The 12,770-nt window shown below is 30.9% G+C and carries 13 protein-coding genes; 3 read left to right on the forward strand and 10 right to left on the reverse strand.

Annotated features, from left to right (window positions below):
* Nucleotides 1–20: 20 nt before the first annotated feature.
* The 10 genes from gatB to BUB65_RS06730 are packed head-to-tail and all read right to left on the reverse strand — an operon-like array spanning nt 21 to nt 10,341.
* Complete coding sequence (gatB, locus tag BUB65_RS06685) at nt 21–1,451, reverse strand: Asp-tRNA(Asn)/Glu-tRNA(Gln) amidotransferase subunit GatB (RefSeq protein ID WP_073073449.1); 1,431 nt, start codon at nt 1,449–1,451, stop codon at nt 21–23.
* Nucleotides 1,448–2,824, reverse strand: a complete 1,377-nt coding sequence (gatA, locus tag BUB65_RS06690) for an Asp-tRNA(Asn)/Glu-tRNA(Gln) amidotransferase subunit GatA (protein ID WP_073073681.1) — start codon at nt 2,822–2,824, stop codon at nt 1,448–1,450. The genes gatB and gatA overlap by 4 nt, the downstream gene beginning before the upstream one ends.
* Nucleotides 2,825–2,856: 32 nt before the next feature.
* Nucleotides 2,857–4,065: a hypothetical protein gene (locus BUB65_RS06695; protein ID WP_073073450.1), complete on the reverse strand. Its 1,209-nt coding sequence runs from the start codon at nt 4,063–4,065 to the stop codon at nt 2,857–2,859.
* 2 nt (nt 4,066–4,067) lie between these two features.
* Nucleotides 4,068–5,171 carry an alanyl-tRNA editing protein gene (locus tag BUB65_RS06700; RefSeq protein ID WP_073073451.1) on the reverse strand — a complete coding sequence of 368 codons (1,104 nt, stop codon included), beginning with the start codon at nt 5,169–5,171 and terminating at the stop codon, nt 4,068–4,070.
* An 11-nt stretch (nt 5,172–5,182) separates the two neighbouring features.
* A complete protein-coding gene (locus BUB65_RS06705) occupies nt 5,183–7,432 on the reverse strand; it encodes a BamA/OMP85 family outer membrane protein (protein WP_073073452.1) in 2,250 nt (749 codons plus the stop codon).
* A 2-nt stretch (nt 7,433–7,434) separates the two neighbouring features.
* Complete coding sequence (locus BUB65_RS06710) at nt 7,435–7,971, reverse strand: ATP-binding protein (RefSeq protein WP_073073453.1); 537 nt, start codon at nt 7,969–7,971, stop codon at nt 7,435–7,437.
* Complete coding sequence (locus tag BUB65_RS06715; RefSeq protein WP_073073454.1) at nt 7,959–8,660, reverse strand: PHP-associated domain-containing protein; 702 nt, start codon at nt 8,658–8,660, stop codon at nt 7,959–7,961. The genes BUB65_RS06710 and BUB65_RS06715 overlap by 13 nt, the downstream gene beginning before the upstream one ends.
* Nucleotides 8,657–8,986, reverse strand: coding sequence for an iron-sulfur binding hydrogenase (locus BUB65_RS06720; protein WP_073073455.1), 330 nt, complete (start codon nt 8,984–8,986; stop codon nt 8,657–8,659). The genes BUB65_RS06715 and BUB65_RS06720 overlap by 4 nt, the downstream gene beginning before the upstream one ends.
* A gap of 21 nt (nt 8,987–9,007) precedes the next feature.
* On the reverse strand, nt 9,008–9,580 hold the full coding sequence (gene ruvA / locus BUB65_RS06725; RefSeq protein ID WP_073073456.1) for a Holliday junction branch migration protein RuvA: 573 nt from the start codon (nt 9,578–9,580) through the stop codon (nt 9,008–9,010).
* Complete coding sequence (locus BUB65_RS06730) at nt 9,577–10,341, reverse strand: TatD family hydrolase (protein WP_073073457.1); 765 nt, start codon at nt 10,339–10,341, stop codon at nt 9,577–9,579. Before BUB65_RS06730 ends, ruvA begins: the two co-directional genes overlap by 4 nt.
* Nucleotides 10,342–10,443: 102 nt before the next feature.
* On the opposite strand from BUB65_RS06730, the gene BUB65_RS06735 reads away from it, so the two are divergent.
* The 3 genes from BUB65_RS06735 to BUB65_RS06745 are packed head-to-tail and all read left to right on the forward strand — an operon-like array spanning nt 10,444 to nt 12,747.
* Nucleotides 10,444–11,358 (forward strand): ABC transporter substrate-binding protein, encoded by a 915-nt coding sequence (locus BUB65_RS06735; RefSeq protein ID WP_073073458.1) that lies wholly within the window; start codon nt 10,444–10,446, stop codon nt 11,356–11,358.
* Entirely contained in the window at nt 11,355–12,098 is a 744-nt protein-coding gene (locus BUB65_RS06740) for an ABC transporter permease (RefSeq protein ID WP_073073459.1), read from the forward strand. The genes BUB65_RS06735 and BUB65_RS06740 overlap by 4 nt, the downstream gene beginning before the upstream one ends.
* The gene (locus BUB65_RS06745; RefSeq protein WP_073073460.1) at nt 12,082–12,747 is read left to right on the forward strand and encodes an ABC transporter ATP-binding protein; all 666 of its coding nucleotides are present in this window, start codon (nt 12,082–12,084) and stop codon (nt 12,745–12,747) included. Before BUB65_RS06740 ends, BUB65_RS06745 begins: the two co-directional genes overlap by 17 nt.
* Nucleotides 12,748–12,770 lie beyond the last annotated feature (23 nt).

Genomic DNA, 12,770 nt, shown 5'->3' on the forward strand with positions numbered 1-12,770 from the left:
TACCACCCCAAAATTTATATCTAATCGGCAAGTAACCTTCTTGCAATCTCGTTTACTTTTCGTGGATCTGCTTTTCCTTTTGTTTCTCTCATCACACCACCCACAAAAAACCCTAGAAGTCCTGTTTTTCCGTTTTTATATTCCTGGACTTTATCAGGATATTTTTCCATTAATTTTTTCAATATATCTTCAATTAAGGATTCATCCCCTACGATCTTTAATCCCTTTTCTTCAACAATTTTTCTAGGACTTTTACCAGAAACAAAAGTTTCTTCAAACACATTCTTTGCAATATTTCTGGAAATTTCTCCTTTTTCAATCATTTCAAAAAGTTCTTTAAAATGCTCTGGTTTGATTTTTAATTCATCAAAATCAGCCTCTGGACTCGCAAATCTTAATAATTCCGTTAAAAACCAATTCGAAGTTTCTTTCGGGTTATTAGTAATTTTCACACATCTTTCGAAAAAATCAGCCAATTGAACCGTTGATGTTAATATTCCTGCTTCATAATCTCCTAATTTGTAAGCTTTTTTAAATCTCTCAAATTTTTCGTCAGGTAATTCTGGTAATTTTGCCTTTATTTTTTCAATATAATCTCTTGAAAAAATAACGGGTGGTATATCAGGTTCTGGGAAATATCTATAATCATTTGCTTCTTCTTTACTACGCATTGAAATAGTAGTCTTAGAACTTAAATCCCAACCTCTTGTTTCTTTTTTTACCTCTTCACCTTTTTTCATCAATGAAACAATTCTTCTATATTCATATTCCAAAGCCTTTTCTACAAATTTAAAGGAATTCATATTTTTTACTTCAACTTTATTACTCTGAATTCCTGTTTCAGTATCAATTACGGAAATGTTTGCATCACATCTTAGAGCACCTTTTTCCATATCTCCCGTACTTACACCAGTATATCTTAGAATTTGTCTCAATTTTTCCAAAAATTCCCTTGCTTCTTGAGGTGAACTAATATCTGGTTCGGTAACTATTTCTGCAAGAGGGACCCCACAACGATTCATATCAACAAAAGAATGTGAAGCTTCCGTTATTGTCTCTGAAGAATGTATTAATTTTCCAGCATCTTCTTCCAAATGAATTCTTCTTATCCTTATTCTTTTTTCCTTCACCTTCAAATATCCATCTGTAGCAAGTGGATAAAAAAATTGTGTGATTTGATAACCTTTCGGAAGATCCGGATAAAAATAGTTTTTACGATCAAACCTAGAATACTCGTGAATTTTACAATTAAGAGCTGCTGCAAGTAATATTCCATATTCAAACATTTCTTCGGAGGGTACTGGAAGAGCTCCTGGTTGTCCTGTACAAATTGGACATATCGCTGAATTTGGTTCCAATTCAAAAACATCTGAAGGGCAGGAACAAAAAGCTTTAGTTTTAGTATTCAACTGGACGTGTATTTCAAGACCAATTACTGGTTTAAATTTCATTTTTTCTCCTCCTTAAAAGGAAAAACTACTGGATTGTCTTTTTCGATATAATTTGCAAATCCTAAAACTTTAGGATCATCAAACTTTCTACCCATGATTTGCATTCCTACAGGTAAATTATTTGAAAAACCAAACGGAATATTAATTGCAGGAATACCGGCAAGATTCGCTGGTATTGTAAAAATATCCATTAAATAATATACTAAAGGATCTTTTATTTCTCCTATTTTGAAAGCGGTAATAGGAGAAGTTGGAGTAATAATAAAATCATATTTATCAAACAAATTCTCAATTTTGTTTGTTATCAATCTTCTAACTTTTTGAGCCTTTTCAAAATAGGCATCATAATACGCTGCACTTAAGGTAAATGTCCCAATCATTATTCTTCTAATAACTTCCGGCCCAAGGTTATTTGTTCTTGATTTTAAATATGTCTCCAAAAGTCCTTCTTCTTCGTTTCTTTTTCCATATCTCATACCATCAAACCTTGAAAGATTAGAACTCACTTCGGCAGGAGCAATAATATAATATGTAGCTACCGAATATTTGAGTTCAGGAAAATCTACTTTATCTACTTTTATACCTTTTCCTTCAAGGAACTTAACAAATTCATTAAATCTCTCAGCAACGCCATCTTCAATTCCTTCATCAAAAACTTCCTTTGGAAAAGCAACCTTAACATTGGAAAAATCTTCATCTAAGTATTTTGTAAATTCTACTTTTCTATCAACAGTAGTAGAATCATTAGAATCAAATCCGGAAATAACATTCATTAAAATGGCGGCATCTTTAACTGTTTTAGTTATTGGACCTATTTGATCCAAAGAAGATGCAAAAGCAACCAAACCATACCTTGAAACTAAACCATATGTTGGCTTAAATCCAATAACTCCACAGAAGGCGGCAGGCTGTCTAATGGAACCTCCAGTATCGCTACCCAATGCAGCTACAACCTCCCCACTTGCGACAGCCGCCGCTGAACCCCCACTACTCCCCCCAGCCACTCTACTTAAATCCCAGGGGTTTCGAGTAATCTGATATGCAGAATATTCTGTTCCGGTACCCATAGCAAATTCATCCAAATTTGTTTTGCCAATAATAGTAAAACCAGATTGTTTAAGTTTTTTCACTACTGTGGCATCATAAGGAGGGATATATTCTTTTAATATTTTTGATGCACATGTTGTCCTTAAACCTTTGGTAACAATATTGTCTTTTACTGCTATCGGTACACCAGAAAATTTTCCCGGCAATTCCTTTGCTTTATTATTTACAGTAATAAAAGCTTTTAATTTTTCATCTAATTTATTTATTGTTTCTAAAGAGTCTTTTACATAAGATTTTCCCCTCTTCAAAATTTCCGTTATTGTCATTTCTTTAAATCCTTTCAATTTTCTCACCTCAATTATTTAAATATTGCTCGCTGAATAATTTTACCATCTTTTATGTAACTATAAACTTTTAAATATGCTTCCGTTTCTATGCCCACAAAATTAAATATAGTTGGTTCAAAATTTACAAACAACCCCATTATATATTCGTTATTATAGTTATTCTCAATAAAGCTCCTATCTCCTGATTTGTACTTATCTGGAGAAACTCCATAAAAAACTATCTTATCATTATCTAACCCGATATAAGTGACAGGAGTACCTTCTTCCGTTGTAATCACTCCATATTTTTTACCCCCAATGTTTTCAAATCTATTTACATCTAACTCTAAAAGATCCCAGTTTGGTGAATCATAATATATTACGCCAAAATAGGGGATAGATGAAGGAGTTTCACCGGATAATGCATTTATAATTAATGAAGAAATGTCTGCAGACAAGTACGCTGTCCCTTTAAAATCTTTTAATTTCAATATGTTTGTATTAGATGCCTCTGTTGTGATTGAAGAGAACAAATCAAGCACAAATTCTGGAATTTTTCTGTTTACAAATAAAAAGACATCCCCACCTACATTGTTATCTTCAAGTATATTCATACCTTGTTGATTGGATACTTCCTCAATTAATCTTTTTGTTTCTTCGTTTTCAGGTTCTATTTCTTGATAAAAAGAAATTGTGTTATTTTTTGATTCAATATAACCATATCCACTTGCTTCATATGTTTTATCATTTATTTTTACATAACTTAAACCCAAATAATTCTTCGTCAAATATTCCTTCAACCGAGGTGGAACTTCTCCTCCCCCATAATTTTCGCCAACAATAAAGTAGCCGTCTACAATTTTCACTCTATCAGGCAAAGTTTGTCCTGTAAATTTTTCAAAAATTTCTTTTATTTTCTGTGGATTTTTTGATGGTCCTAATACAACTAGCAAATTGTTCTCACTTCCTGCAATTAATAACTCTTTAAATAAATCTATATCTTCTAATGTATAATTCTCCACCATGAGTTGTTGTTCCAAAACGCTGGTAATCATCGACTCAAGCCCAACTTGATTAGCAAATATATCTCCTGTGTTTGTCTTTTTCACTTCGTCATATAATTTTGCTATATCAGGTATGTAAATTAAAAACTCGTATTTCTCGGGTAAATATTTAAGAGCATTTGAAACTGATAAAACTGAAAATAATGAAACTAAAACAAATATAACCCACTTTTTCATTTTTACACCTCCAAAAACTCAATAATTTCATTTATATCTGTTTTCTTCTCAGGAATAAATGTTCCTTTTTTCTCTCCTCCGCCACCTTTTCCTGGTATTCTGTCTCTAATTTTACTTATCAATTGGTTCACATTGTACTTTCCAAAAGATACAAAATTAAATTTTATTCCATCGTACAACACCAACAAAGCATTTTCTTTTTTAAAATATTTTGGAATATACTTTGCTATTGATTCTTCTATCTCAATATAATAAACACTATCTCTTATCGCTTTTAAATTCTCAGCTTTTTCTTTTGCCAAAATTTCAGAAATATTCTCAATTTTTGAATTAAAGCTCTTCACTTTGTCTAAAAGATTTTTCGTTCGTTCTTCAAGTTCATCAATTGAAGCGGTTAACAACTTAGAAAGATTCCTTAATATGTTAGTGTACTTGTAAAAATAACTTAGCGCCTTCAAACCTGCTACAAAATAAACCCTTGTAAGACTTCCCTTTACCTTTTCAGTCTTTATAATCTTCACAAACCCTATTTCTCCTGTGTTTTTAACATGATACCCTGCACAGGCAGAATAATCGTATTCTCCTATTTTTATTATTCTTATTTTCCCTTTAATTTTATCACTTACCTTTTTTCTTAAAGGAAATTTATCTAAATCTTCTTTTTCCACAACCAGTTCTTCCACGTCTAAGCATTTTTGAATCAATTTATTAGCATTGATTTCAACTTCTTGTAAGACATCTTTAGCTAAAAAAGGAATATCCAAATCAATTGTAGAATATTCCATCCCCATTTTAAAGCTTACTGTACGAATGTCAGCATATTCACTAAAAACAGCTGATAAAATATGTTGAGCTGTATGATGTTGTTTAATAAATAATCTATGTTCTTCATCAATCGTTACATCATATTCTCCGGGTTCCAATGGGGTATTAACCCTATGATATATTTTTCCTTCAATTTCTTCAACTCCAATCACTTTTACATTTCCTATTTTCCCTCTATCACCAAGCTGACCACCTTTAAAATCAGGATAAAAAGGGCTTTCTCCAGACTCAAGATATATATTCCCGTCCTTTATTACAACTCTATCTATTTTTATTTTCACATTTCCCCTCCTCAAAACGTCTTTCCCATCAAAAAGAAGAAGTTCCAATTGTCATTATAATATGCTTCTCCAATTCTAATTAAACCAAACATTGGTACATTTAACCCCAGCTCAACACCAACTGACCATTTAAATGGTATAGAAAAATCATACGAACTTCCAACGTATCCAAAATCCACAAAACTAGCTAGGTAGAAAGGAAATCGTTCATCTCTATTTACATATCTAATTTCATTATTTAAAAGAAGTGTCATATCTCCAGATAATTCTGCTCCTCTTAAAGAATTTAAACCATTCAAATAGTTTGTTAAATCAGCCCCACTTTTCTGAAATACTTGAGATGCATATATCCTAGATGCCAAGCTGAAACGAGTATTTTGAATTGGAAAATGGAAAGAAAGTTCCTCTTGTGTTTTTAAAGCAACAGGTGCATCTCCAGAAATACCAAAATATTTTTGTATCAAAACTGAAAAATATAATCCTTCAGTTGGAATAATCAAATCATCTAAATTTTCATAATTAATACCCAACAATAGATTACCACCAATATATTCCACTGTTGAAGTAGAACTACTCACTTCAACAGAATTAACATTTGTGGCAATAGAAGTTTCCAAGAATTTATAATTTAACCCTCCACCAAAACTGTATTTGATATTATTAAGCTTTAGAGTACTTAAAGAAAAATCAAAATTAAATTCAGTAAGATCAGTAGCGATAATTGTCACTGTCGAATCATTTGTTATTGACTCTTCATTAGGACGACTTGAGTAGCTCAAATTAGTTGAAATTGAAAAAGGATACCCAAATGGTTTTCTAATACTATAATCGAAACTTAAATTCTTACCGCTAAATCCTAAAGAAAGAGTTGACTTAAAGGTTTGACCATATCCAAAAGGATTAATAGCACTCAATTGCATTTGAGCTGCAAATCCTTCGTACCATTCTTTTCCATCTCCAGGAGGCCCCCAAGTTCCTCCTCCAATAAAATTAAATTTTTTCTCTTTCTCTTTTAAAATTAGATTCACATCTAAAGTATCTTCGCCAGAAGGTTTTATATCAAAATCAATGCTATCAAAAAATTGTGTCTTATATATCTCCACATAGGTCTCTTTTAAAGCCTTTCTCGAAGCATAATCACCAGAAGATATCTTTATTAAATCATCAAAAGTATAAGTTTTTGTTTTAGTATTTCCACTAATATTCAATTTTCTAAACTTATATTCTACAACAGTTATTACATAATCATTTTCAATTAATTCTGGCTGTATATTAATGAAATATTCATCCTTATCGTATTTATCTTCGATAGTCTGTAATATACGTAATAAATCTACATTAGTAAATGTTGCTGGAGTAGTAGCTAAATTATCAAATTTATATAGAGTCGCACCTCTTACTTTTATACTCTTTATATAAACAGGTTTTCTAGTTATAAGGTTCTGAACAACAAACACCTTTAGAACCTTTGAAGGCTTCTCAGTATTAACTTTTTCATACTGAATATTTGATAACTGCGAAAAATAAACATAATTAGCTAAGCTTTGAAAGAGACTTTGAATATCGGAAATTTTTGGATAATAATTTTTCTCACTGTCAAACAACTTGAATAGAGGATTTTTTTTCAGATAATTTTTATATAAATTTAAATTTACCTCTTTTTTAATCCTTTCAATAACATCTTCTATTCCTTCAATATTACCAACAAACTCTATATCATACAATGCATATTCTATTACGCTAAATTTCACGCTGGAGCCTTCAATTTTTCCTGTAACATAGACAAATGACTGATCCTTATTTTCCGAAAAAACATTTGACACAACATAATTTTCATCTTTATATAGTTTTGTTATATTTTCTATAGATTGCTTAAATTGAACAAAACTAAATGCTTTATCCTTTTTCAATGTAATCGATGCTTCTAATGTTTCCTTCGGAATCAACTCCACACCATTTATTTCCAAACTTACTTGTGACACAGGAGGATTTTCCTCAACTTCAATTATGAGATTAAACTGATTATCATTTATATCTTCAGTCCACGTAACATTTGAAAAATAACCAGTTGCTTTTATTGAAGAGATAATATCATTAATTGCATATTCGTTCACATCAAAGCCTATATATTTTTCATATAAAGGCTTTAATTCTTCAAGAGATATAGTTTTTAAATTTTTTATAACTACAGAATTAAGGATTGCCGGAAAATAAACAACTGTCAGGATAATTATCATAATCAATACAAAAAGTTTTTTCATGTTTAAGCCTCCTTTAAACTCTTTTCTAGTTCAAAAAGTAAGTCTTTCAAAATTTTTAATTTTGATGGACTATCTAACTTTCCAAAATGCTCTTTTATGATCTTAGAATCTATTTCATAACAATTTTCATCCCTACATCTTATGATTTTAAATTCCACTTCCTGGTTCATTAAAAGAGAAAAAAAAACAGAAGGTAAATCCCCAATTGGTTGACAATCAATATGCTTTTTGCAAAACTTAGCAAGAACTTTCGTTCCTGCACCTAATTTGGTTTCAAGTTTTACATAACCTCCTGTCATTTCAGCTGCTTGTTTTAAAAATGGCAATCCCAAACCTACTTTTCTAATTTTTTTTGACCTAGTTGTATAAAACGGGTCAAAGACTTTATCAACATTTTTAATCCCCGGCCCATTATCTTCTACTTTAAATATAAAATATTCTTTCGTTTCTCGAATATCTATAACTACTTTTTTGGCCCCAGCTTTAATGGAATTCTCTGCTATATCTTGCACATGATCTGCTAACGTTAGTAATCCCATATAGTTTTCACCTTTCCATTTACCAATGCTATTAAAAATTCTTGTATACTACTCACTGCATTTTCAATTATACTATATCTCACACCAATTTGATTAAGGGAATGTGCATCTGAAGAAGAAATAGGAATCAATCCATGATTACATGCAATTTTGTATTCCTCTAAATTTGTAACCTCAGCAATCTTAATTTTAGAAGTATCGGGAAAGAGTCCAAGTTGATATAAAACACCAAACCTTCGACTTATATGTGCATAAACAGGGATTCCAGAATTTTCTATTATCAATTCTACAACTTTTTTTAGAGGTAAATCCGTAGGAAATCCAAGAGGGATGGTTTCAAGAGATGTAAATTCATCACGTTCATTTACCTTTAATTGATAACCTAACTTTTCCGGATCATAACTGATTTTTGGTAAGTGTTCCGCAATTACCTTCGATACCTTCAAAAGATTCTCAATTTTATTAAAATACCCCAAAATATGCACATCTTCAACCGACTGGATTTCTATTCCTGGAATAAGAAGTTTTGAATGTTTCTCAAAAACTTTGTAAAATGATAAAACATTTTCTCCAGAATTATGATCGCAAATTGCAGCAATTTTGGGAGAATATTTCACTACTTCATTTGGAACCATCGTTAAATCTGAACACGGCGACAAACAACTGTGGATATGTAGATCACACCTCATTTTAATCCTAATTCATATAACTTTCCTGAAATTGTATAAGCATTTTCATTACTTTTCAAAAGTGTTATTCCTTCATCTTTTGCTTTTTCCACTGTCTCCTGTGAGAAGTCCTTTCCTTCACACAATATTATTGCTCTTATTCCCACCATAGAAGCAACTGCAACAATATTTACATGACTTTGAACTGTAATCCAAATCGAATCACTTTTGGCATTCTTCATAACCATACTCAAAAGATCTCCTGTATATGCATGAGAAATTTCATAATCGCTGTTCCATAAAACCTTTTTAACAGGTATCTGTTCAATAATTTTAGAAAGTTTCATATACTCCCCCCTAACACTTTACTATTTGTTGCTAAGATACTTTAAAGCTTTTCTTATAATATCATCCAATGAATTTTCGTTTTTAGCTGCCTTCTTAACAGCTTTTGTTGCCTGACTTTTCGAAAATCCTAGTGTAACTAAAGCTTCTATTGCTTCTATTGTTTTCTTATCTATTTCTGACAGAGTTAAATCAAACTCCTTTAATGAATCTTTTAATTCCATAATAATTCGTTCTGCAGTTTTAGAACCAATACCAGGCATTTTTGACAATCTACTGACATCTTCGTTTACAATAGCAGAAACTATTTCCTCCACACTATTTGATGCAAGAATTTTAAGAGCACTTTTTGGACCTAATTTATTCACAGAAATTAATTTTTCAAACAGCTTTAATCTTTCAGGAGTAGAAAACCCATAAAGAGTAAGTCCATCATCTGAAACAATCAATTTTGTTAATATATATACTTCTTCATTTATCTTACTTTCAAGATCTCCTGTGTTTCCTACAACAACTTCATAAATTATTCCATTCACATTAATATAAATTTTTCCGTTTTCAATTTTCTCTAAAATACCTTTTACTGCATGTATCATAAGTTCACCCCAAATAAGCTTCTTGCGTTTTTTACTAAAGTTTCAGAAACATCATAACCTATTATATCATTTATCTTTTTAACAACGTAGCCAACATAGGCAGGCTCATTCCTTTTTCCTCTATATGGATGTGGTGTAAGATAGGGACAGTCAGTTTCAGATAAAATATTTTGTTCTCCAACTAGTTTAACAACTTCTCTTAATTGCTCGTTTCTTTTATAGGTAATTGGTCCACTTATACCTAAATAAAAACCCAGCTTAACAAATTTCAAGGCCCATTCACTATTAGCACTAAATGAATGTATTACTCCTCCTTTCTCAAAAGGGCCAAAACTTTCTAATATATTGTACGCTTCTTCATATGCATCTCTAATATGAACAACTATAGGTAATTTAAGTTCCTTTGCAAGTAAAAGTTGCTCAACAAATACTTTTTGTTGAACTTCCTGAGGAGAAAAATTCCTATAATAATCTAAACCAATCTCTCCTATTGCTACAACTTTTTCGTTCTTCGAAAGTTTTTCTAAGATCTCTATGTAATTTTTTTCAACATCTTTACTGTCATGTGGGTGAACCCCTATGGCTGCAAAAACCTTTTCATATTTCTTTGAAAGTTCCACAGTTTCTCTACTATCAGTGATGTTGGTTCCAACATTAATAATAAACAATATTCCATTTTCATTGAACCTTTCTATTATTTCTTCCCTATCACTTTTGAAATGACTCATTTGTAAATGAGCATGAGTATCAACAACGACCATTTGCTTTTTCCTCCTTTGAAATTTATTCTATTAGTTATTTTATCATTAACTTCAGTATAATTAATAATGGTATAATTCATAATTGAAAAGGAGGTGAAACACATGAAAAAATATTTCATTTTTTTCTTAATTGTATTTATTTCTTATTTTTCTTTTTCTCTAACGTTTATAAATCCTTTTGGACCTACTATAGTTCCTATAACTCCTATGTTAGAAGGCATTGTAAAAGGTTATGTAAATCTTAACATAGAACTCTGGAGAACCCCCGATGAAGCTATAGCAAAGATTGTATCGAATTATGCTAAATTTGCAGTATTACCAATCACTATTGCTGCAAATTTATACACAAAAGGTATTAATATTAAATTGGTCGGCGTACATGAATGGAAAGTCTTTTATCTTGTTGCAAAAAAAGATATCAATTCACTCTCAGATCTTAAAGGAAAAACAGTTTATTCAGCTCATGGAAGAGGACAAACTGTCGATGTTTTACTTCGATATTTACTTGTATCAAATGGACTAATACCAGATAAAGATGTTAAATTTGCTTACGCTCCCCCACAGGAAATTGTTGCGTTATTTAAAGCAGGGAAAGTCGAATTTGCAGCTTTACCTGAACCATTTGTTTCTATGTGCCTAGTAAACGATGGGAAAATTGTTTTAGATTTCCAAAAAGAATGGAACAAAATATCTGGTTCACAAAATGGGATTCCAATTGCTGGTTTGTTCGTAGTGGGTGATATTGCTCAATATAAAAATCTTATTGAAGACGTAGAAAATACATTTAAAGAAAGCATAAACTGGTCCAACAAAAATCTAGAAAAAACTTTAGAATTTACCAGCAAATATTTAACTATTCCAACACCTATTCTTAAAAATGCTATGCAAAGAATAGAATTTAGATACGTGCCTATTTCTGAATGTAAAAATGATGTAAATAAATTCCTTTCAACAATGAATGAACTTTATCCCGAAGGTCTTCCCAAAGTACCAAATGAGGAATTCTATCTAAAATGAGATTTTTTTACGGTATTTTAATCTTCATTATCACTTGGGGCGTTCTATCATTTTTAATCAATTCTCCATTTGTTCTACCTACACCTATTCAAGTAGGAAAGGTTTTTATTGAAATTATACAAACAAAAATTTTATGGACTTCTCTTTTATCTTCAATATATAAAGGAATTATAGCTCTTTTTCTAACGATTATTTTGGGGTTTATTTTTGGATTTTTTATGGGAATTTGTGATATGTGTTTTGAATTGCTAAGACCTATTTTTGCTGTTTTTCAGACAGTTCCTGTTATTTCTTGGTTAGTACTTGTAATTTTCTTATGGGGAATTAGTTCAAAAGGTCCTATTTTTATTACCGTTTTATCTTTGCTCCCAAATACAACTTTTGCAGTAGCATATGGAGTTAGAAATACTGATAAATCTTTGCTTGAGATGGCTAAAGTATTTAATGTTAGCAAAAAGAAGATTATTAAAAACTTATACTTTGGGTCTGTCATACCTTTTATTTTAACCGCTTTCGAAGTTGTTTCTGGAAATCTTTGGAAAGTAATTTTTGTCTCAGAATATCTCTGTGGAAAAGACGGAATAGGAGTTCAAATAGCTTGGGCAAGACAATATGTCGATGTTCCGAAAGTTTATGCTCTGACCATTTTTGCAGTAATATTAGGCATTCTATCTGAAAGATTATCCAAATTTTTCATCAATAATTTTTTAAGGGATTGGGAATATGGTAGTCGAACTTAAAAATATTAAAAAGTCATTTGGAAGATTAGAAGTCTTAAAAAATATTAGTTTTTCTTTGAAAAAACGCGAAAGATTAGTGCTTCTTGGCCCTTCAGGGTGTGGTAAAACAACTCTTCTAAGAATAATAGCAGGGTTAGAAACATTTGAAGGTATCCTTATTAAAAATTTTAAAAAAATCGGATACGTTTTTCAAGAACCACGCGTAATTCCTTGGAAAACAGTTTACGAAAACTTAAAATTTGTTGAAGACGATGATAAAAAGATTGAAAATGTTCTAAAATCAATGAAAATTCATGAATTTAAAGATTACTTTCCAAACAAATTAAGCGGTGGTATGAAACAAAGAATAAATCTTTCTAGAGCTTTGGTAACCGAACCAGATCTTCTTCTTTTAGATGAACCTTTTTCTTCGCTGGACATTCATATAAAGTGGAACTTACTTAATGATTTAATTAAAGAATGGAATAATAGAGATCTTTCACTCATAATGGTTACACACGACATTAAAGAAGCATTAATGCTGGGAGAACGGATACTCATTTTATCAAATCGACCTGCTAAAATTATAAAAGAATACTTTAACGTAAAAGCTCTATCCGAAAAAAGTTTAATTAAAGAAATTGTTGAACTTTGGAACGAAAGAAGGTGATTTTATCAGAAAAATTACCAAAT

The organism is Thermosipho atlanticus DSM 15807, from assembly GCF_900129985.1.
GTDB lineage: Bacteria > Thermotogota > Thermotogae > Thermotogales > Fervidobacteriaceae > Thermosipho_A > Thermosipho_A atlanticus.